Raw genomic sequence first — 22755 nt, forward strand, 5'->3', positions numbered from 1 at the left:
CAAAAGTAATGAAATTTGCCACATGCATTTTCATCACTATACCCTCCTTCATTTGGCAAAGGCTCTTCAGGAAAAATTCCTGGGGGAGGAGATCTATTCCTGCCTTTCGCAAAATAAGAATGAGCTGGTGATTGAATTGGAAAGCGGATATTTACGGATCGGCTGCCATACACCTTTGACCTATCTGATCCCCGTAGACGATTATAGTCGTGCAAGGAAAAATGTGGTGAATCTTTTCCCTGAGATCATAGGGGCAAAAATCGAAGGGATTGAGGTCGTTGAGTATGAGCGGGTGATGATCCTTGAGCTGGATGGGAAGAGACGATTGATTTTGAAAATGCATGGGATCGGGGCCAATGTATTGCTGGAGCAGGAAGGGGCGATCACTCGCCTGTTTAACCAGCAAAGAGAAGAGGATTGGCAATACCGTCCCCAGGCAGGAGCCTATCATCCTGAATATATCGAGGAAAATCCGGAACAGGATCAGGCATCTATCCTGAAAGCCCTCCGAAAAATTTCACCCATTTTTGATAAAGAATTTGCTGCCCGAACCTTATTTCATATGGATTCGGGCAACTCTTTTTCTGAAGCTTATCATATCGTACAGGAGGAGGTAAAGGAGGCTGTATATTTTGTAAGTAAAAGGAAGGAGAAAGTTAAATTCCTGCTCTTTCCGGAAGCGGAAGGCCTTGGAATTGAAAAAGGGATCATTATTGCCCTGCAGACCTTCCAGAAATGCTATTACCAATTTCAAAGCTATCAGCGAACCTATAAAAGTCTTTCACAGCGATTGCAGAAACCCCTGAAGAAGTTTCGCAAGGTCTATGGCTCTTACGAAAAGAACATTTATAGCCTGGAGCATGACCGAAATCCGGAGGAGTTGGGACATATTTTGATGGCGAATCTGCATGCAATGGAAGCTGGACAGAAATCAGTGAGTCTGCCGGATTTCTATGGAGAGGGAGAAGTGAAAATCAAGCTAGACCCTAAACTTAATCCTCAGGATAATGCACAGGCCTATTACCGAAAGCATAAGCAACGGAAGGCAAAACTTGTCCATTTGAAAGCTCAGATGGATGAGGTAGGGGAGAAGTTACTGGCAGCAGAGACAGATTGGGAGGAATTGCAGGCCTTTACCCATCCCGATGAATTGAGACTGGAAGGAAATAGCTTCAATACGGATGAGTTGAAACGGATGCGAATCTTTTTCAAGGAACAGCAAAAAGAGGAAAGTCAGAAAGCACGAAATCGATATCCATATAGAACGTTTCAGAAGGAAGGCTACGAGATTTTTGTTGGGAAGAACGCCCGTAACAATGATGAGTTGAGTTTCAAATTTGCTTCTAAGGATGATCTCTGGCTGCATGCCAAAGATGTAGCCGGTTCTCATGTGGTGATTCGACAGAGGGCAGGAAAAGCCCTCCCGGGAACGGTGCTCGAATATGCGGCACAATTGGCTGCCTTTTACTCCAAAAGGAAAAACGACAGCCTGGTACCGGTCCTTTATACCCCCAGAAAATATATCAGAAAAAGAAAAGGAGATCCTCCAGGCAAAGTAGCCGTTGATCGGGAATCCGTCATTATGGTAGAACCTATCAGAACCTAAACTTTGAGAGATTCTACTTCTGCTTCTTCCTCCATTTTAGCCTCCTCAAAGACGAGCCAGGGAATGCTGTAATGCGAAGTTCTAATGAGGAATTCGGGCAGATACTGAGAAAGCTGTAGCCAAAAATCCGGTCCGAAGCGTACATAAGAAGCAATCCGAGCGGCAGAGGTAAGAAAGCCCCAAATAGCTGCATAAAATGCACCAGCTTTCACATATTTAGGAATAAACATGGCGATCACTACCAGCATATCCATGGCACCAGCAGCGATCAGGAATTCTGAGGTCCAGGCTGCTTTCATTCCCAGAAATCCCAGGCTGTTTGATACCATCTCATGAAAATGAGGCGGCTGTTCGTAAATAAATCCCAAAGCATACCATCCGTGTCCCAGAAAGGTCAAAGCTATGGCCAGGCGAAAATAGGCATAGAGCCTCTCTTTTGATTCTGATTGTAGGGCAATAGCCAGGAGAGCGGGACTACTGAATTGTAGGGTCAACTCCACCAATTGAGCGATTTGATATCCGGAGCCGATAAATTTAATTATCGCAAGCAGGAAGAAAAATCCTGAGGTTCCCATCAATCCATAAAAGCTTATTTTACTTTCTTTCATCCATACGAAAAGCAGGCCCAAACCAAAGATCAGGAGAAAAACAGGATTGCTGCCCTGAATGAAATGTTTATAGGCACTACCCAGAATTTCGGCGGAGCAGGTGATTCGCAGAATGAGAATAAGGTACTTGGAGGCTTGTACAGGCACGGATCTTAAATTATTAGAGAAGGAAATTAAAGAAGATAATTCACAATTTGGAACGTCCTGCTTATTCTTTGCTGGATAATTAGTGCACTTTGTCGGGAAAAGGAAAAGGATTGGCTTTGAGCCAGCTGTAAATGCAGCACTTAGGGCTCAGATTCCGTCTAGCTTATGAATTTCTACTACATTTAAGGGAAAACACAAAAAAGAGTTTACAGGAATTTAGCCCATTATGGATATGCACAAATATTTCTATTTACAATTCAAGCTTTTCCTGTTAATTTTTGGAACTCAATCATTTATCAAAAAGAACTTATGCCGATACGTAGGATTGCATATGTAAGGCTCCTATTGTTCTTATTCCTTCTCATCGGAATAGCATCAACACTGGAAGCACAAAACAGAGTATATGAAGAAGATGTCATCTACCTGAAAAATGGAAGTGTCCTCAGAGGGGAAATCATCGAATATGAAGTGAAGGATTATGTAAAAATCCGCCTTCGTGAAGGAACGATATTTTCCTACAAAACCAGCGAAATTGAAAAAATCACGCGAGAGGCTTCAAAATTTACTCAATTAAAACTCAGGTATCGTCCGGGATTGACTCCGATTAGGTATATGGAGGAAAAGAAATTCTATCCACATATTTCCTATGCGTTTACTTTCAATGAAACCGGCGACAGGATTCTGACAAATTTCTCTACTCATTTAAGGGCCCTATACAATTTCAGCCGCTTTTTTCAGGCAGGGCTGGGAACCGGTTTTGATTTTTATGAAGGAGGTCTGGTAATACCGGCTTTTATCGAGATACAGGGAGATTTATTGAAGCAAAAAGCTACTCCTTTTTATTTGCTACAAGGAGGTTATGGCTTTGGAACAGGTGGGACGAGGGATCATATTGTATTTGATGGAGGTCTGATGGCACATGCTGCTTTGGGGCTGCACTGGTACACTGCAAACCGTCGCTCCTATTATATCAGCTTGGGCTTCAAGATTCAAAACACCTATCAGGAGTTTCGTGAATTTCCCCCCAACTTTTTCTGTTGTGGTTTTCCGGGAGGAGCTGTGCCTGATCCTCCTTTGGTTATTGGTACAAGACGTTACCAAAAGATCGTCTTACAGTTTGGTTATAACTTTTAGGGCATGTCAGTATCAATCACTAATTCCCCAATCATGAAACGATTAAGCTATACAATTCTCCTGTTTTTCCTGACTTGTTTTATGGCCTCTGCCCAGACCACAGGAAAAATGGAAGATGTTATTGAGTTAAAAGATGGACATGTGATCTATGGATGGATTTTGGAACAAGAAGCTGGAAAGCATGTGAAAATAGAGCTGGTAGGAGGAAGTGTTCTCATCATTGAACAGGAAAAAATCGAATCAATCAGCCGCGATCCCAGTAGATTTCTACGAGTAAAGCGGACGTATAACTATAGGCAAAAGCCGATCTTATATCGCGAACGTGGAGCCTATATGTACCTGAGTTCACATTTCTCCTTTAGAGATGGGAGTGATCGTGATCGGTTGGATGTGGGGATTCATATTCGCACAGGTTACCGCATCGATCGTCTCTTAGGGCTGGGAATCGGGGTAGGAGTAGATAATTATGAAGGAGGGACCTATATGCCGATATACCTGGATCTGAGTGGAGACCTGATGAGAAGTCGTGTTACGCCCCATTATCATGTGTCAGGAGGTTATGCTTTTGCGGTGAATCCCAATTGGCCAAATTCACAAATTGAGGGAGGGCTTATGGCCTTTGCTGCAATTGGATACAAGATTCATACACAGGGAAATCTTGAGTGGACGGTCATGGGAGGATATAAATTCCAGCAGGCAAGCGAAAGACCTAATGCCTTCAGAGGGGGAGTTGTCCCTGGTGAATCTACTTTTCGAAATGTAGAGTATCAGGGATTGACTTTACAATTTTCAGTGGGATTCTAGGATTCCTTGTTCTCACTTATGACAACCTGTTTTTCAAAGGTTTGGCCTTCCCATTCGAGGGATAGCTGGTAAATACCAGGTTTCAATCCACTCCAGCGAACCTGTCTTTTGAATTTTCCCTGGATGTTTCCATAAGTCGCTTCGATCATGGACCTTCCTTGATCGTCGGATAGTTTCATATTGATCTTTGCGGGATGTTCTGATCCTTCAATATTCCCTTCTATAAATAGATGATTGATGGCCGGATTTGGACTAATTTCCAGAGAGCTCCAGATATTGGATGCAATGTCTGGTGCTTCAAATGTAATCGGATCAGATACCGCGGAGCAGCCCGCTTCATTCTTGACGATGAGGGTAAATTCTCCATATTCTTTGGGAATAAGTACGTTGCTGTTCCCATTGGGAATTGCCTGGCCATCATTGAGCCAAATGTATTCATGATAATCTTTCGCAAGCAATTTATCTCCATCCTGCACAAGCTCAGGCTTTGTGGGTGATTCAGAGATTTGGAGTGGGACTTCAACCTCACTTTTACATTCACTTTGCTCAACAATATATCTGACTTTTTGACCTCCGGCTTTTAGTTCTTCCGGAATCAAGAGCCCGGATGCCTGAATGCCTCTTCCTTCATAATATCCTCCCAATGGTTTGCCGCCTTTTATAGAAATGGCAGGTGATCCCAGGCATATAAGATCTACCTGGCGATGGCTAATCTTTGGACTCTCTTTTACAACAATTTCCTGAGCAACCTCTCTCTTGCAGCCCTCTTCTGTGGTATAGATATATTCGATTTTATGTGTTCCTGCACCTACATTCCGGGCAAAAAACTTTCCTTCACTTACTCCACCGCCTCTATATACCCCTCCCAATGGGCTTGCCTGAGTTAATTCAATTTCATTTTCTGTATCACAGACCGCATCCAGTTTCTCAAAGGAAAGCTTGGTGTCTGGTCCTACACTCAGAAATTTGCCTCCATCAATGCTCAGCATCTTCGGATCCGTACTTCTCAGTCTCACTTTATAGTTTGAGCTCTCTTCCAGCTCTTTGGGAATATTTACCCTGACTACTCCACTCGTATCCTGACTTCTTATCGCTCCGATTCGTCTCGCTTTCTTAAAATTCCCTGCTTTATCTGATATCTCAGCAATGATCTCATTGCCTTTACCCAGAATCAATCCCTTAAATTGAAAAGGAATATCAAAACTTTCCTCTCTACAAAGACCCGCCTTATCCCAATCGCTGATCAGGGCAGCTTTTTCTGTACTGACGGTCAAATCTACCTGAATGAAAGAACGGGATTGTTTGGGATCATTGGAAGATATCCATGCATTTCCCTGATAACTCCCATTGTCTATGCCTTCTCCACTTACGATCAGGGAAAGCATCTGACTTTCTCCCGGAGGAAGCACACCCTGAGTAGGCATCATTGCTTGCATCCAGGGCACAGAAACATCGGTGTACAAGCTGTAGTCGAGTTCTGTATTTCCTTTATTCTCTATACTGAAATTGATTTGCTTAAATCCATTTGCCATGAGGGTAGCCGTAAATTCCTTGATAGGAATATGAATTTCAGGCTTTGCTTCCAGCATGACTTCGATAGGGACATACACCAATTCTTCCCTGCTTTTACTATCCTTGATCCGTAAAGTATCACTGTAGATGGCAATCGGTAAAGTGTCTACACGCATCTCCAGAGGAAGCTTCATACTTTCTCCTGCCTTTAAGGTCCCGGATATCTTTTCAGGATACAGCCAATCGTAAGAATGCTGACTGTACCAGGAAATATCCTCCGAACTCAGGTTTTCTATTAAGAGCGTGTCATGACCTTTATGATTGAGGAGGGTGCGGCTAAAAAGCTCATAAGGGGTGACCTTGATCTTTTCTTCGATCTCTTGCTTCTGGCTGGATCTTTCCTGCGAAGGATTATCCTGGGCCTGAATAAAGCCCGCCCATAAAAAGCATAGAATCAGGATTTTGGTCAGGGTCATGTTATAATGCTTAAGCACTAAAATTGGCGAGTCAAGCTTGATGTACCAAAACGAAGCCAAATGTTTTATTACAGAGAATTTTTTAGAAACTTATTTCGTATATGATAAAACTTATACCCTTAATTGCAGCCTTTCTTAACTTTAGTAGCTTACATTTAAGGGAGAAAGCCGTTTATCAATTATTATCGGCCTATTTCTTACGAGAATTGAAGAAAGAATCTTCTTTCGATAGGCCCACATTTCTTGCCAATACATATGAGTATCCAGCATTCTACCTTTTATACAACGCCATCAAGTCTTATTCCATATATATTACTCCTCTGTCTTTGTTTTCAGACACCGATAATAGCATGGGGGCAAAATGAGCAAGCTTCTTATTTTGGGGATGTACACAGCCCAAAAGGGGATCTTCACGTACTTCTGATCTTTGTTCGCTATAGTAGTGCTGATTTGATGAAAGGTTCCAAAAACTGGCCAAATGAAAGTAAGGAGGGAGTCTTACCCAAAATGGCAATAGGAGAGCTTAATGATCTCTTCCACCCTGATCCCAGTTTGCTGGATAGTATTACAGACCGGTTAAATGTCAGTGACTTCTACTATACCATGTCTCATGGGAGTTTCCGCCTTACTGGAGATGTTTTCCCCATTCAGGTGCCGGTAAAATTAATAGGAGAAAATCGGGGCAACTTCTTTGCCCGACAGTCACAAATGAATCAGGCAGCTATCAATTGGATCGCGGAGAATTATCCGGATTTTGATTGGGGTAAATATGATCAGAGAAAAAACAAACCCGCTTATAAGTTTGATAATTCTGAGACGGGTCCGGATGGCGTTCTGGATTATGTGATCTTTATGCACCGTGCGCCCGGCAGTACAGGTATGGGCAGTAGCGGAGGCTTAAGTATTCCCGGCTCTGAGCTCAAGATTCGAAATGGCCATACAGGTATTCGATCCTATTCCAATAAGGAACACAACTGGGAATATTTCAAACATGAGTTTGCCCACAATCTCTATGGATGCCCGCATTATCTGGGAGCCAATGGAGCTGATGGAGATAAATACTATCCCCAAAAAGGCTGGGGCATGATGGCTGCCTGGCATTCGCCCTTTTTTACTGCCAATGCCTGGGAATCCTGGTGGATGGGATGGATGGATATACAGGAAGTGAAAAAGGAGGGAAGGTATAGATTAAAAGATTTTCTGACGGAGAAAGATGCAATCCGGATTCCTATACCGGGAACTCAAGATTACCTCTGGTTGGAAAATCATCAGAAAATTGATCAATGGGACGATAAAGTTTTCTTTAAAGACGAGAGTAAAGGAGAACCGCAATCTGCGAAGGGGATTTATGCCTATGTGGTTGCTGCTCCCGGAGCTGATCGTAACAAGCCCAGGCTGAATCCTTTTAACCGCAAGCACGCCAATATGATCAAGATGCTCAATGCCGAAGGGAATTACGATTATAAATTGACGGGTGAAAGTATGCATACAGGCTATTTCATGAGCCCTGTTCTGGAGAAAGTAGCTCCCAACCCCATTTCGGGACAAAATTCCTTCCAGCGGATTCGTTTGGATTATGATGCTAATGGAAAGATTCAAGTGGGCATGGCCCATGGGAATTCAGATGGAGGTAGCAAAGAAAGTAAGGAACTTTGGACAGAGGTCATCGATGGGAAAGCCGTTTGCCATATCGGATGTACCGGAGATGAAAATGATGCCTTTGGGGAAGGAGATGAGTTGAGTCTTTCGGGGCATCAACCCATCGTCAACTATCCCATTTATAACAAAAAGAAGCAATCACTTTCCCCATATATACTCAATGGCATACAGATAAAGATCGTCAAAGAATACGAAGACGGAAGCTTTGATCTGGATATAAAACTGGATGATTGGGAGATTCGCAATTCGCAAAGATGGTGCGGAAACATCCTTATTCCGGCTTTTGAAGGCCTGCGAAAAATGGTGTTGACAAAGAAAAACAAGATCGAGCTGGATCTTAGTGGGACGCCTATTCGGATAGATAAACATCCTGAAACAGGCACCTTCGCAAATCCCACTTTTCTGGATATTCAAAAAGGAAATGAGTGGATTCTTGAGAAAAAATCTGTCCTGAATATCAAAAGACATTCTAGACTTCGACTCAAAGAAGGCGCGATCATTCGTTTGAAAAAAGGAGCAAAATTGATCATCGAAGACAAAGGAAGTCTGGAATTAATGGAAGGAAGTAGACTGATCCTGGAGAAGGGAAGTCGATTGATCCTGGAAGAAGGATCAAAATTGGAGGAAGGAAAAGAAGGACTTATAGAGCAATCAAAATCGGCCAAAATAATAAAGCAGAACTCCTGATAAGAAGTCCTGCTTTATTTTATATAAAACCGGGATGCTAAACTACATGCATCCAGTTGTGAATATCTTCTGCTTCACCGGCTTTGATAGCAGCCATATGAGACTTGAGCCAGTTGCCTACTTTTCTTTCTGAAATCGGAGGCAGGATCATATCCTCACCAGAGAATCCGATTCTTGCGATATGAGAGATGACAGCTGCTGTACCCACTCCAAATGACTCCTGAAGACGTCCTTCATGATAAGCCGCCTGTATCTCGTAAATAGAGATGGGCCTAACCTCCAGTTTGTATCCTTTATCTTTCAATAACTGGATTACACTGGCACGGGTGATGCCTTCAAGTATAGTTCCGGAAAGTTGTGGAGTCAATACGGTATCATCAACCACGAAAAACATATTCATGGTTCCACATTCCTCTACATACTTCAATTCTTTAGCATCCAGCCAAAGGACATTGTTGTAGCCTTGTGCCTTAGCCAGTTTATCTGGAAATAGCGCTCCGGCATAATTACCAGCTGCTTTGGCCGCTCCGGTACCTCCGGCTACAGCTCTTACGTGATCCTTGCTTACAAGCAAGTCTACAGGCTTGGCATAGAATGGGCCTACCGGACAGGTAAAGACCGTGAAAATATATTCTGAAGAAGGATGTACACCAATAAACTCATCAGAGCCAAAATATAAGGGTCTGAGGTAAAGCGAGCCTTGCTCAGCTGAGGGAATCCATCCGCTGTCAAGTCTGATCAACTCTTCCAGACCATCGATGAAGATCTCTTTAGGGATCTCAGGCATGCATAGTCTATAAGCGGATCGGTTCATCCGTTTCCAGTTTTCTTCGGGGCGAAAGAGAACCGCTTCTCCCTTGATATTGCGAGTAGCTTTCATCCCTTCGAAAACGGACTGGCCATAATTCAGGGCAGTCAGACTAGGAGCTAGTTGCAGTTTACCATAAGGTAGAATTTCCGGACGCTGCCAGGCACCGTCTTTATATTTTGCAACTAACATGTGGTCGCTGAACACTTTCCCAAAAGGAATATTGTTCATGTCCACCTCGCTCAATTTAGATTGGGCGATTCGCTGAACGCTGATGTTTTTTTCCAGGGTTTCCATATACAGGGATTAATAATTTACGTTATCAGTTGATGAAAAAACTACCATTGTAGTCCTTCCCTTTGTATTTGAGCACAAAAGCCCATCTACCATTGCCTTTTAAGCCTTTTTTAGGAATTCTGATTTTATCCACCCCGGATTTGTTACTCACTCTTCCTTTGATCCAGACTTTCTTTTTATCTGGATTAAAGAGGTGCAATTCGATAAAACCAGGGGCATTGATATCATAATTGATTTCCATGTAATCCCCATTGGGAGTACTCGCTTTGATATACAATCTAGGGTCTGCCTTAGTAGCAGCATAGGTGCTTTGCCCATAGACAAAGCTTAGACTTGCAAACAGGAGGGAAACAACGATGAGTAATTCTTTCATAGCTACAAATTAAAGAATAAGAAAGCTGTGTTCAAACCTTCCAGTACGCTGGAGGGCTGAGAGGGGAAAGATTCGTAAGAGAATTATCTAGCTAACGAGTATGAAGCGCCTGGATTATGAGATAAATCCTTTTTCTTTCATCCAGGAAATCACCATTTCGGTGGCCCCACTTCTTTCCGCTATGAAGTCTTTATTGATACGATTGATAGCTGCACGAAGTTCTGCACTTTCCAGCAATCTTTTCAAATGACTTTTCATAGTATGGATGTCCTTTATTTCAAAACATCCCCCCGCTTCTATCATTTCAGCAGCTTCTGGAAACTTATCATGAATCGGACCAATCAAAACGGGACAGCCAAATGTAGCAGCTTCCAGGATATTATGGAGGCCCGTTCCCCAACCGCCTCCTACATAGGCGATATCTCCATAGTGATAAAGCCTGGAGAGCATCCCGATATTATCGATCCAAAGGATGCGATCTTCATCTTTGAGTTCAGAAATTTTGGAAAAACGCTGGCTGATTCGTGGGTATTTCTGCACCCAGGCACTAATTCGTGATTCGCGAATTTCGTGAGCAGCCACAATCATACAAATATCAAGATCTTGACTCAGCTCTTCAAAAGCCTGCATGAGCAACTCTTCTCCTTTAGGCCAGGAACTCCCGGCTATTATACAAAGTCGATCTTTTTTGAATTGCTGGATTTCAGGTATTTCAGAAAAGGCCTCTTTATTTGCCCGTACACGATCATAGCGAGTATCTGAACTTACCATGATTTTATCTGTTCCTGAAAAGTCCTGAATCAGCTCCTTGCTTATTTTGTCCTGGGTAAAGATCATGTAAAATGAACGAAATACTCGTTTGTACAAAGTAGCTAAGGGGCTGGTGAAAAATGAACTTTTTTCCCTAACTCTGGCTGACAGTAAAACGGTGGGTATATTCCGTTTTTCCAGTTCATTTAAATAATTGATCCAAAGTTCGTACTTGACAAAGAAGACCAGATCCGGTTTTAGAATCTCGACAAATTCCCGGGCATTTTTTGCAGTATCGAGGGGGAGGTAGCAGATGTGATCCGCATGCGCATAATTCTTTCTGATCTCATAGCCTGAGGGGGAAAAAAAACTAAGCAAAATCCCGATCTCAGGCTGATTACTTTTCAGGTATTCTATGAGATTTCTGGCTTGCTCAAACTCACCAAGTGAGGCACAGTGAACCCAAATCCATTGAGATTTTTGAGGAAGGTTTTCTCGTAGGGAATTATTCCAGTCATTTCTCCCTTTCACCCACTTTCTAGCCTTGGGATGAAAGGCCGCTGCCAGATGAAGCGCCCATCCATAAAGGTGTATACCCAGGTGATAGAGAAACTTTGTCATAGTAAATGCTCTGCAGGCATAAGTAAGAAAAATGCAGACATCATACAATTAAGTATAGAGAAAGTATTTGCTGAGCTCTGGGAAACGCATGTAAATTCTGCAATGGCCGGGGCTTATGGTCATTTTTACTACTATTTTGGAGCATTTTGAATGATGGAAAGACGTAATAATTGTTTTGTGACTATTAGTATATACCCCGTTTTTTATCCTAAATTCGTGCTTTGAAATATTGTTAAATACCGGGTGTGACGGAAACACAGCTCTAGTAACCATTCAGATATAAAGAATATCTGTTGGCGAAGTATGGCCTGCTATGTCGGCTATATTTGCTACTTTAGCACCGCCCCTCGTTATTTCTCATTCCTTTAAACATTCACCCTGATTAGTTTTACCAGCGTATGAAGATTCGGATGGTTGACACCATTACACAGTACGAAAAAATTAAGGAAGAGGTAGATTCGGCAGTCAGCGAAGTAGTTCAATCAGCTATCTACATTAATGGACCCGTTGTCCAGTCATTTAGAAAAGACCTTGCAGACTTTCTGGATGTTTCACATGTGATCGCATGTGCAAATGGTACAGATGCTTTGCAAGTGGCTCTAATGGCTTTGGACCTAGAGCCAGGAGATGAAGTTATTACTCCTGCCTTCACTTATATTGCTACGGTTGAAGTTATAGCACTTCTCCGTTTAAGGCCTGTATTTGTAGATGTTGAGCCGGATACTTTCAACATGGATGTGAGTAAGATTGAGGCGGCCATTTCAGATCGGACCAAAGTCATATTACCTGTACATTTATTTGGGCAGGCAGCCAATATGGCACCGATTATGGAGATTGCCAGGAAACATGGATTGTCTGTGGTTGAGGATACAGCTCAATCCATAGGTTCTGATTATCATTTTCCGGATGGGAAAGTTGTCAAGACAGGCACCATAGGAGATATTGGAACAACTTCCTTTTACCCTAGCAAAAATCTGGGAGCCTATGGAGATGGAGGAGCCATCTTTTCCGGAAATGATGAATTGGCGAAGAAAATACAGATGATTTGCAATCATGGATCTACCAAAAGGTATTACCATGATTCTATAGGAGTAAATAGCCGTCTGGATGCCATTCAGGCAGCAGTTTTGCAAGTAAAACTCAAGCACCTTGATCGATATAATGCTTCAAGGATAGCTGCTGCAGATAGATATGATGCCTTATTGGCTGATGTTGATGAATTAGAGATCCCTAAAAGGGCATCTAACAGCAAGCATGTCTTCCACCAGTATACCTTAAAAGTAAAGGCGGGAAGGGACTTGAGAGATAAGGTAAAAGCCCAAATGGATGAATGGGGTATTCCTACCATGATTTACTATCCGCTTTGTTGTCATGAACAACCAGCTTATTTGGATTATGGATTTAAAAGGGGGGATTTCCCGGTATCAGAACAATTAACTGCAGAGGTACTCAGTTTACCTATGCACTCTGAACTTGACGAAGAACAACAAAAATATATCGTGGATCATTTGCTCCGCGCTTTACGAACATAATTTTATTATTCACTTAAAAACGGAAATAATATGAAAGTTGCTGTAGTTGGAACCGGCTACGTAGGATTGGTCTCCGGAACATGTTTTGCCGAAGCAGGTAACGACGTCCTGTGCGTTGACAACAACCAGGAAAAGTTAGCCAAGCTGCGTGCAGGCGAGGTGCCTATTTACGAGCCGGGTTTGGAAACCTTGTTTGAAAGAAATACCAAAGAAGGTCGCCTCAACTTCACTGATTCTCTAGCCGAAGCTGTAGAATTTGCTGATATTATCTTCTTAGCTCTACCCACCCCTCCCACAGAAGATGGATCTGCGGATCTGAAATATGTTTTGGGAGTTGCACATGAGATCGGGAATCTGCTCACAGATTACAGAGTTCTCGTCAACAAAAGCACAGTACCAGTAGGAACTGCTGACAAAGTAAGAGCAGCTGTTGCTTCTCAGACTGATGTTGAATTTGATGTGGTTTCAAATCCAGAATTCCTTCGTGAAGGATTCGCCGTACAGGATTTCATGAAACCTGAGCGTATTGTTATCGGTTCTCGTTCTGAAAGAGCTATTGAAATGATGCGCAGATTGTACAAGCCTTTCGTTATGTCCGGAAATCCAATTCTTTTCATGGACGAAAGAAGCGCAGAAGTTACCAAGTATGCAGCTAACTCTTTCCTCGCTACCAAAATCTCTTTCATGAATGAGATTGCGAACCTTTGTGAAAGAGTTGGAGCAGATGTGGATAACGTAAGAAGAGGGATCGGAACAGATTCACGTGTTGGAAATCGTTTCCTTTTCCCTGGAGTAGGATACGGTGGATCTTGTTTCCCCAAAGATGTATCTGCACTTTATAAGACTTCTCAGGAATATGAGTACAATTTCTCTATCCTGGATTCCGTAATGAGAGTGAATGAGATCCAAAAAGGGATCATGGTTGACAAAATCCTTGAGCACTACAATGGTGATTTGAAAGGAAAAGAGTTTGGTGTTTGGGGATTAGCCTTCAAACCTAATACTGACGACATCCGTGAGGCACCCGCATTGGTTATCATCAAAAGATTATTGGACGCTGGAGCAAAGGTAAAAGCCTATGATCCTGAGGCGATGGAGAATGTTAAGCGTTACCACTCGGATTTGGAAATCGAATTTACCAACAACATCTATGAAGCGGCCAGTGGCGTTGATGCCTTGATCCTGGTTACTGAATGGAATGAGTTCCGTACTCCGGATTTTGACAAAATCAAATTGGGTATGAAAGCTCCTGTGGTATTTGATGGAAGAAACGTATATGAACTGGATACTATGTCCAAGCTTGGATTTGCGTATTTCTCTATCGGTAGAAAATCCATAACTAACTCAGCAAGTATTACTGCGAATGAGCAATAAACCAAAAGTATTGATTACAGGGGGAGCCGGATTTTTAGGCTCCCACCTCTGTGATCGTTTTTTAAAAGAAGGGTATGACGTTGTTGCTATGGACAACCTCATCACCGGAAACCTTGCCAACATAGCTCATCTTTTCGGTGTTGACGGTTTTAAGTATGTAAAACACGATGTAACCAACTATACCTTCGTAGAAGGAAGATTGGACTATATCCTGCACTTTGCATCTCCAGCTAGTCCGATAGATTACCTTAAACTTCCTATCCAGACACTCAAAGTGGGCGCGATGGGAACTCACAAAATCCTGGGATTAGCCAAAGAAAAAGGTGCCCGGGTATTGATCGCCAGTACTTCAGAGGTATATGGAGATCCCCTGATTCACCCTCAAACTGAAGACTACTGGGGAAATGTAAATCCCATTGGTTTCAGAGGTGTGTATGACGAAGCCAAACGTTTCATGGAAGCTATGACGATGGCTTATCATCGTTATCATGGAGTGGAAACGCGGATCATCCGTATTTTCAATACCTATGGTCCAAGAATGAGACTCAATGATGGACGTGTACTTCCTGCATTCATGGGACAGGCCTTAAGAGGAGAGGATATCACCGTATTTGGTGATGGAGGTCAAACCCGTAGTTTCTGCTACTGTGATGACCTGGTTGAAGGAATTTATCGCCTTCTCCTAAGCGAAGAAACAGAACCCGTTAATATTGGTAACCCTTCTGAAATAACTATTTTAGATTTTGCCAAAGAAATAATCGAACTTACCGGCTCAAAAAGTAAGATCGTGTTCAAAGACCTTCCACAAGATGATCCAAAAGTACGTAAGCCTGATATTACAAAGGCTCGCAAAGTACTGGGTTGGGAGCCCAAGATCAGCCGTTCAGAAGGTTTAGCGAAGACGCTCGAATATTTCAAAGAGCAAGTTCATGGGGTTCCACAAGTATGAAACTTCCCTTCCGGATCTTTTACTCATTGAGCCGGATGTATTTTCAGATGATCGAGGCTTTTTTATGGAATTGCACAATCGGCATTCCTTTGAGAAGATTGGCCTCGATCATCTTCATTTTTTACAAGACAACCTTTCATCTTCCACCAAAGGCACTTTGCGGGGCCTGCACTTTCAGGGCCCTCCTTTTGAGCAGGGAAAACTGGTAAGTGTACTGCAAGGAGCTGTATTAGATGTTGTGGTTGATATAAGGAAAAATTCTCCGACCTACGGAAAATCTTTTGCGGTAGAGTTAGACTCTGTCGAAAGAAAGATGCTCTACATTCCCGGAGGCTTTGCACATGGTTTTCAGGTGCTTTCTGAAAGCTGTCTGTTTTTTTATAAGTGCACCCAGGTGTACAATAAAAATTCAGAAGGCGGCCTTGCCTGGGATGATCCGGCACTGGAAATTCCCTGGAGAGACATTCCTCCGACCCTGTCGGATAAAGATAGACATCACCCAAAGCTGTCTGATTTTCAGACTCCTTTTGTCTAGCTTTCTTATTAATTTTCATCCATGAAAGGAATTATCCTCGCAGGTGGGTCTGGTACTCGCCTCTACCCGCTGACCATAGCTGTAAGTAAACAGATCATGCCTATCTATGATAAGCCCATGATCTATTATCCTTTATCAACTCTGCTGGCTGCCGGAATACGAGAAATTCTGATTATTTCTACGCCCAGAGATCTCCCGTTCTTTAAGCAATTATTGGGAGACGGTTCCCGGATAGGTGCCTCTTTTTCTTATGCGGTTCAGGAGAATCCTGAAGGCCTGGCTCAGGCATTTATCATCGGAGAGGAATTTGTAGGAGGAGAAGCTGCCGCCCTGATTTTGGGAGACAATATCTTCTATGGAGAACAATTGGCCAATACCCTATTCGAAGCCAGTCAAAAGGTAGAAGAAGAAGGGGGCGGTCGTGTTTTTGCCTATCATGTCTCCAATCCGAGAGCCTATGGAGTGATCGAGTTTGACAAGGAAGGCAAGGCAATCAGCATAGAGGAAAAGCCGGAGCATCCGAAATCTTCCTATGCAGTTCCCGGGGTTTATTTTTATGGATCGGATGTCATAGAAATTGCCAAAAATCTGAAGCCTTCTCCAAGAGGAGAGTTGGAAATCACAGATGTGAATCGGACCTATCTGGAAAGAGGAGATTTAAAAGTTTCTATTTTGGGTAGGGGAACAGCCTGGCTAGACACAGGCACGCATGATTCTTTGATACAGGCGGGAAACTTTGTTCGCATTATAGAGAAGCGGCAGGGATTAAAGATCGGTTGTATCGAGGAAGTGGCTTATCGTATGGGATATATAGATGCCGATCAGTTACGGGAAATTGCCGCACCCCTTGTTAAAAGTGGCTACGGCAAATACCTCATGGAATTACTCGATGAGGCCTGATCACTTCAGGTACGTATTAGGATTCACTCTTTTGCTATCTTTTAGAATCTCAAAATGCAAATGGGGTCCGGTAGAAGCTCCTGAATTACCACTAAGGCCAATTACTTCTCCTTGTTTTACGGTTTGACCTTCTTTCACTTTCATATCTGAAAGCTGAGCATACATGCTTTCGAAGCCGTCGGCATGCTTAAGTCGGATATGTTTTCCATACCCTCCTTTTTGCATTTTTGCAAAAACGACTGTCCCACTTGCACTTGCTTTTACTGGAGTGCCTGTTTCTGCTCTAAGGTCAATCCCAAAATGCCATTTCTTCACTTTTTGAATGGGATGGATTCTTTGTCCCCAATCAGAAACGATCTCAACTTTATCCAGGGGATAGATAAAACCATCTTCTTCTTCAAGCTGAAGACTGAGATCACTTAACAGTAGATAGTACTGATCAAGACTAGCTTGAAGCTGCTCTTCTAAGTCGATCTTTTCCTCAAGCATTTGTGGTTCCAGTGCCAACTCGCAAGCACTTCCAAACATGAGTAGAATTCCCATCAGCGAAGGTAGAATCAAATACCTCAAAGACTGGGTGGGTGTTTTTAATAACATATTGATACGATGTTTAATAGGTGAATAGGCAAATGAATGCAGGGGGAATGCATGTTTTGTTGAATCCTTGTGTACCAATTTTAAAAGCAATCGAGAGTAAGCAAATTTGTTTTCCTGATGGGCAACAGCCGCATCGGCCAAATATTCGTGTAGGTCCTTCATCTCTCTTTTGAGCAAGGACATAAGGGGGAGAAACCAAAAAATAATATGAAGTGCGTCCAGAAATAGCAGGTCCAGGCTGTGTCCTTGCCTCGCATGAACTTCTTCATGTTTGATGATTCGTTCTTGATCTTCCTGATTCAATTCCTGAAGTTCTTGCCCGATGAATATGTAATTGAAAGCGGAGAAGCTTTGAGTCTCAGAGCTATTTACCCAAAAAAGTCCCGATTGGTATGAAACTTTACTTCTGTTGATCAACTGAAAAAGCTTCTTCCAGGAAGTCAAAATCGGAACAGCGATGATACCCAATCCCAAAGCATATATGAATTTTACGAGTAGGCCAAGATTCCAAAGAGAAACTTGTGTCGCCTCACTGGAAATAATGGTCTTTTCCCCTTCATCTTTCCAGACCATCCATTCATCTTCCAGACTTTCGACAAAGCTATATCCTTCTGCCAGACTTGTTCCCGGCTGTAGATTCAAGCTGAAGTTCAGGAGAGGATAAATGAGTGCAAGGCAAAGGAAAGTCAAGAGGAAAATCCGATTTGCCTTGAACTTTGTGTGCTGCTTCAGGAAAAATCTATAAAGGATATAGACGAGGGAAATCCCTATGGAAGCCTTTAAGAGATATATGAAAAAGTAGCTCATGATTTATCCTCCTTTTTTTCGCCTTCATCAATCAGATTCAGGAGCTCTTCCAATTCATTTTTCCCCAATTCCTCTTCCTTGACCATATAGGATACGACAGACTCTATAGATCCTTCGAAATAATTGCTCATCAACTTTCGAAAACTAAATCTTCGATATTCTTCTTTGCTGATTAGCGGATGGTACTGATAAGAACGACCATAAGCCTTATGCCCGATAAATTCTTTTTCTTCCAGTATTCTGACAATGGTAGAAACAGAAGTGTAGGGTGGGGCAGGGGGAGGCATTTCTGCAATGATCTCTTTGACGAAGGCTGCTTCCAGCTTCCAAAGGATCTGCATGATCTTCTCTTCAGCTTTGGTTAATTGTTCCATGTCCCAAAGCTATAACTTAATTTTACGTTAAACAACTTATTTTTAAGTTGATTCATAAAATTTATTGAAAATAAGTAGGGGCAGCTCATGAGCTGCCCCTAGCAAAAAACGGTATATTTCAGGTGGATTACCGCCCTATTTCATCCGCATATAATCCAATGCCATACGTGATAAGCTTCTGACTCCCAGTACAAAACCTCCTTCGTCTATGTAAAAGTCAGGGGTATGGTGAGAAGCTACATCCTGGGCGCGCTTTCCTGCTTCCATTCCTCCCAGAAAAAAATAAACTCCGGGAATTTCTTTTTGAAAAAATGAGAAATCTTCAGCTCCAGTAGTCGCATTCATTTCGATTACCCGATTCTTTCCTGCCACATTTTGTAGAGTGGGAAGCATCATTTTGGTAAGGGCTGGGTCATTGTAGGTAACAGGTGCACCTAAAGGAATATTCACTTCTGCAGTAGTGCCCATACTCTCCGCGATATTGGTAGCGGTGAGGTGAATCTGTTTATGGATTTCCTTTTGCATAGTGGAGTCCAGGGCACGTATAGTTCCTACCATCCGTACTTCTTCAGGGATGATGTTATTTCGAACTCCCCCATGAATCGCCCCGACAGTTACAACTGCTGCATTTTGAGTCAGAGGCATGCGACGACTCACGATGGTTTGCAGTCCGGTAATAATATGGGCGGAAGCAATGATGGGGTCTGCGCCGGCCCAGGGAGATGAACCATGGGTTTGCTTTCCCCGAACAATAATTTCAAAAAAGTCTGCACTGGCCATGATCCCACCTGAGCGATAGGTAATCACATTGACGGGAACTTTGCTGCTGATGTGCAGGCCAAAAATCACATCCACATCCGGATTTTTAAGCGCCCCTTCCTTGACCATCAGTTTTGCACCTCCTTCTTCACCTTGAGGAGCGCCTTCTTCCGCAGGTTGAAAAATGAATTTTATTGTTCCGGGGATTTGTTCTTTCACTTCGCTTAGGATGCTGGCCACTCCCATCAGGATGGCAACATGGCTATCATGTCCACAGGCATGCATGACCCCTACATCCTGGCCGTCAAAGACAGAAGTCACCTTTGAGGCAAAGGGAACAGGCGTCCGCTCCACAACTGGCAGGGCATCCATATCTGCACGCAGGCCTACCACAGGTCCGGGTTTTCCTCCTTTTAGAATACCAATCACTCCTGTATGTGCGACAGCTGTTTGAACTTCGATCCCTAAGGATCTAAGGTGTTTGGCCACATATTCAGCTGTTTTAAATTCCCGATTGGAGAGTTCCGGATTCTGGTGGATATGTCGTCTCCATTTTACCACGGACTCCTCTATTTCCTGAGCGAGTTTATCGATACGCTCATCGAGTTCGTCATATTGAGCGTGTAGCTGTATTGCTGAAACACAGAGAATCAGGCAAAAGAGCTTTCTGAGTAATGAGTTCATAAGTTATTATTGATGTAATCCCTGAAAATAAAGGAAGGCAAACTTGCATCCAAATTCCGGCAAGGTCGCAATTTTGCCTTTTGCCACAATTTTGCCCCCTTTGTTTTGACCTGAGTGGAGGACGTATTAGTTTAGGGTTTTCTAGGAAAAAATCCATTATGGCAAAGAAATCACCCAGGCGTAAGAAAGCAGCGCCTAAGGCCCAAAAGACTTCCCCCAAAGCAAAAGTGGCTGGCTCAGGGATGAAACCCTGGCAGAAGAAATTACTGACACATGGAGGAATCCTCCTGCTTTTTTACATCATCGTCATCGGATATTTCAGACCTATAGTCTTTGATGGACAGGTTGTACGCCAGCATGATATCATAAACTATCAGGGCATGGCAAAAGAAACCATCGACTATCGGATGGAGACAGGTGAAGAGGCGCTTTGGACGACACGCCTTTTCAGTGGGATGCCGACCTATCAGACTTCCACCCGATATACGGGTAATATCTTTTATCTTCTGGATAAATATGTTTTTCGCTTTGGCCTTCCCAGACCTGCGAATTATGTCTTTATCACCTTTGCCGGATTTTATCTCCTTCTACTTGTTTGTGGCCTCAATCCCTGGCTGAGTGCCCTGGGGGCTGCCGCCTATTCCTTATCCTCCTATTTCTTTATTATACATGGTCCGGGGCATACCTCCAAGGCCAATGCTATCGCCTATATGGCACCTGTAATAGCGGGGATCATTCTGACATATCAAGGGCGATTATTATTGGGGGGAGTGGTGACGGCCTTTTTCCTGGCCATGGAAATCTATACGAATCACTTACAGATTACCTACTTCCTCGCAATCATGATTGCTGGATTGGGGATCAGTTATGCTATAGATGCTTTCCGAGAAAATACTATGCCGGCCTTCCTCAAGGCTTCCGGAGTTCTCTTGATAGCAGCTATGGTTGGTGTGGGACCTAATATTGCCAAACTCTGGACTACCTCAGAATACGCATCCGAAACTACCCGGGGAAAATCTGAACTCCCCAATGCAGAAGGAAAACTGGATTCAGGACTGGACCTGGAATATGCCTTCCGTTGGAGTTATGATGTGCCCGAGACACTTACCCTCATGATCGCCAATAGCTATGGAGGAGCAAGTGCAACCAAAGTTACAGATCGAGATTTTACCAGTAGATTTAACCAAAGAGAAATCCAATTGCCGACCTATTGGGGATCTCAACAGATACACTCAACCGCAGGGCCTGTTTATGTTGGTGCCCTGGTATGCTTCCTCTTTGTGCTGGGTTTATTCTTGGTAAATAGCCATCTGAAATGGTGGCTGCTGGGATTGACTTTGCTTTCCTTTATGATGTCATGGGGACGAAATTTTATGGGATTCAATGAATTTCTGTTCAATAACCTTCCCATCTACAACAAATTTCGGGCACCGGCTATGCTGCTCGTAATCGCAGAATTTACCATGCCGCTACTTGGGGCATTGGCGCTACACGAAATTTTCAGCAAAGAAAAGAGTCTGGATAGAAAGAAAGTTGAAAGAAGTATCTATATCGCAGCAGGTCTTACAGGAGGAATTTCTCTCATTTTTGCCCTGATGCCGGAACTCTTTTTCAGCTTTGAAGGTCCCGGAGATGGGGGCTATCTGAATAGAGAAGGAGGGGCTGCTATGCTGGAGATTACCCGAGAGTATCGAGTCAAGATGTTTACGAGTGATGCCTGGAGAACCTTTGGTTTTATAGCTGCGGGTGCTGCCTTACTTTGGCTCTATATAAAAGGGACGATAAAGAATAGAAATCTTGTTTTCGCTGGCTTGGCAGCTATCATTTTGCTGGATATGATTCCGGTGAATTGGCGCTACCTCAATAATGATAATTTCGAAAAAGAAAGAAATTTCCAGGCTGGATTGAATCCTACGCAGGCGGATCAGTTTATTCTTCAGGATCAAGACCCTAACTATCGAGTGATAAATCTATCCGTAAGCACCTGGAATGATGCTATAACTTCCTATCATCACAAATCTATAGGAGGGTATCATGCGGCAAAACTCGGACGCTATCGGGACATGATTAGTCGACATCTGGGTGGAGAAGTGAATGAATTTATTAGCCTGATTCAATCGCAACCGGCTGATTCGGTCTTCCAGGCAGGCATGTCAAGGCTGCAGGTGTTGAATATGCTCAACACTCGCTACTTGATCATTAATCCCAATGCCAGGGCAGTACAAAACCCTTCGGCCATGGGCAATGCCTGGTTTGTATCTAATGTGCAAAAAGTGAATAGCCCATTAGAAGAGATCAATGCCCTTCAGAATTTTGATCCTCGACGCACGGCAGTAGTCGATCAAAATATCTTTGAGGGAGCCTTTGGAAAACAGTTGGAAGGATTCACACCAGCCGGAGGAACTGCCAGAATTACGCAGACCGCGTTTGCCCCTAATCACCTGGTTTATGAATCCAATTCGCAAGCAGATGCTTTAGCCGTTTTCTCAGAAATCTATTATGATCAGGGGAAAGGATGGCAGGCCTATATCGACGGTCAGCCAGTGGATCATATGCGGGCCAACTATATTCTGCGTGCCTTGAAGATTCCTGCTGGGACGCATAAAATTGAATTCAAATTTGAACCTAATTCCTATTATATCGGGAATAATATCTCTTTATTCTTCTCCATTCTCCTTTGGCTGGGAATTGTCTTTGTAGTGTATAAGGAATTGAGGAGGAAAGAAATAATCAAATAGTTAGCAACAAAGCGGAGGAAAATT

18 protein-coding genes are annotated in these 22755 nt (G+C 43.1%); 10 read left to right on the forward strand and 8 right to left on the reverse strand.

The window, feature by feature from the left end; genetic code table 11:
* Nucleotides 1-22 precede the first annotated feature (22 nt).
* A complete protein-coding gene (locus R8P61_27785) occupies nt 23-1606 on the forward strand; it encodes an NFACT RNA binding domain-containing protein (protein MDW3650910.1) in 1584 nt (527 codons plus the stop codon).
* On the opposite strand, the gene R8P61_27790 is transcribed toward R8P61_27785, so the two are convergent.
* On the reverse strand, nt 1603-2361 hold the full coding sequence (locus R8P61_27790; protein MDW3650911.1) for a hypothetical protein: 759 nt from the start codon (nt 2359-2361) through the stop codon (nt 1603-1605). The genes R8P61_27785 and R8P61_27790 overlap by 4 nt on opposite strands.
* A 309-nt stretch (nt 2362-2670) precedes the next feature.
* Between R8P61_27790 and R8P61_27795 the strand changes: the two genes are divergently transcribed.
* Both R8P61_27795 and R8P61_27800 read left to right on the forward strand, forming a co-directional pair.
* Nucleotides 2671-3495, forward strand: a complete 825-nt coding sequence (locus tag R8P61_27795) for a hypothetical protein (protein MDW3650912.1) — start codon at nt 2671-2673, stop codon at nt 3493-3495.
* Nucleotides 3496-3528: 33 nt separating this feature from the next.
* Complete coding sequence (locus R8P61_27800; protein ID MDW3650913.1) at nt 3529-4299, forward strand: hypothetical protein; 771 nt, start codon at nt 3529-3531, stop codon at nt 4297-4299.
* On the opposite strand, the gene R8P61_27805 is transcribed toward R8P61_27800, so the two are convergent.
* Complete coding sequence (locus tag R8P61_27805; GenBank protein MDW3650914.1) at nt 4296-6287, reverse strand: hypothetical protein; 1992 nt, start codon at nt 6285-6287, stop codon at nt 4296-4298. The two genes, R8P61_27800 and R8P61_27805, sit on opposite strands and share 4 nt — an antisense overlap.
* A gap of 255 nt (nt 6288-6542) precedes the next feature.
* On the opposite strand from R8P61_27805, the gene R8P61_27810 reads away from it, so the two are divergent.
* Nucleotides 6543-8633: a hypothetical protein gene (locus R8P61_27810; GenBank protein MDW3650915.1), complete on the forward strand. Its 2091-nt coding sequence runs from the start codon at nt 6543-6545 to the stop codon at nt 8631-8633.
* A 37-nt stretch (nt 8634-8670) separates the two neighbouring features.
* Here the strand turns inward: R8P61_27810 and R8P61_27815 are convergent, their stop codons facing one another.
* The 3 genes from R8P61_27815 to R8P61_27825 all read right to left on the reverse strand — a co-directional run bounded on the left by R8P61_27815 (nt 8671) and on the right by R8P61_27825 (nt 11482).
* Nucleotides 8671-9738, reverse strand: a complete 1068-nt coding sequence (locus R8P61_27815; protein MDW3650916.1) for a branched-chain amino acid aminotransferase — start codon at nt 9736-9738, stop codon at nt 8671-8673.
* Between the two features lie 25 nt (nt 9739-9763).
* Nucleotides 9764-10111, reverse strand: coding sequence for a hypothetical protein (locus R8P61_27820; GenBank protein ID MDW3650917.1), 348 nt, complete (start codon nt 10109-10111; stop codon nt 9764-9766).
* A gap of 114 nt (nt 10112-10225) precedes the next feature.
* Nucleotides 10226-11482 (reverse strand): glycosyltransferase N-terminal domain-containing protein, encoded by a 1257-nt coding sequence (locus tag R8P61_27825; GenBank protein ID MDW3650918.1) that lies wholly within the window; start codon nt 11480-11482, stop codon nt 10226-10228.
* A gap of 398 nt (nt 11483-11880) precedes the next feature.
* Here R8P61_27825 and R8P61_27830 point away from each other — a divergent pair, with 398 nt between their 5' ends.
* From R8P61_27830 to rfbA, 5 genes are read left to right on the forward strand one after another with little or no spacing between them, the layout of a single operon-like run.
* On the forward strand, nt 11881-13014 hold the full coding sequence (locus R8P61_27830) for a DegT/DnrJ/EryC1/StrS family aminotransferase (protein ID MDW3650919.1): 1134 nt from the start codon (nt 11881-11883) through the stop codon (nt 13012-13014).
* A 30-nt stretch (nt 13015-13044) separates the two neighbouring features.
* Nucleotides 13045-14388, forward strand: a complete 1344-nt coding sequence (locus tag R8P61_27835; protein MDW3650920.1) for a UDP-glucose/GDP-mannose dehydrogenase family protein — start codon at nt 13045-13047, stop codon at nt 14386-14388.
* On the forward strand, nt 14378-15337 hold the full coding sequence (locus tag R8P61_27840) for a UDP-glucuronic acid decarboxylase family protein (GenBank protein MDW3650921.1): 960 nt from the start codon (nt 14378-14380) through the stop codon (nt 15335-15337). Before R8P61_27835 ends, R8P61_27840 begins: the two co-directional genes overlap by 11 nt.
* The gene (gene rfbC, locus R8P61_27845) at nt 15318-15872 is read left to right on the forward strand and encodes a dTDP-4-dehydrorhamnose 3,5-epimerase (GenBank protein ID MDW3650922.1); all 555 of its coding nucleotides are present in this window, start codon (nt 15318-15320) and stop codon (nt 15870-15872) included. Before R8P61_27840 ends, rfbC begins: the two co-directional genes overlap by 20 nt.
* 21 nt (nt 15873-15893) lie before the next feature.
* Nucleotides 15894-16772 carry a glucose-1-phosphate thymidylyltransferase RfbA gene (rfbA, locus tag R8P61_27850; protein ID MDW3650923.1) on the forward strand — a complete coding sequence of 293 codons (879 nt, stop codon included), beginning with the start codon at nt 15894-15896 and terminating at the stop codon, nt 16770-16772.
* Here rfbA and R8P61_27855 read toward each other — a convergent pair whose 3' ends face one another.
* From R8P61_27855 to R8P61_27865, 3 genes are all read right to left on the reverse strand, one after another.
* Entirely contained in the window at nt 16773-18176 is a 1404-nt protein-coding gene (locus tag R8P61_27855) for a M23/M56 family metallopeptidase (GenBank protein ID MDW3650924.1), read from the reverse strand.
* A complete protein-coding gene (locus R8P61_27860) occupies nt 18173-18550 on the reverse strand; it encodes a BlaI/MecI/CopY family transcriptional regulator (GenBank protein MDW3650925.1) in 378 nt (125 codons plus the stop codon). Before R8P61_27860 ends, R8P61_27855 begins: the two co-directional genes overlap by 4 nt.
* Nucleotides 18551-18685: 135 nt before the next feature.
* Complete coding sequence (locus R8P61_27865; GenBank protein ID MDW3650926.1) at nt 18686-19993, reverse strand: amidohydrolase; 1308 nt, start codon at nt 19991-19993, stop codon at nt 18686-18688.
* A 158-nt stretch (nt 19994-20151) separates the two neighbouring features.
* Here R8P61_27865 and R8P61_27870 point away from each other — a divergent pair, with 158 nt between their 5' ends.
* On the forward strand, nt 20152-22731 hold the full coding sequence (locus tag R8P61_27870) for a YfhO family protein (GenBank protein MDW3650927.1): 2580 nt from the start codon (nt 20152-20154) through the stop codon (nt 22729-22731).
* The last annotated feature ends 24 nt before the right edge of the window (nt 22732-22755 follow it).

It is taken from the genome of Bacteroidia bacterium (genome assembly GCA_033391075.1).
Lineage (GTDB): Bacteria > Bacteroidota > Bacteroidia > J057 > J057 > JAWPMV01.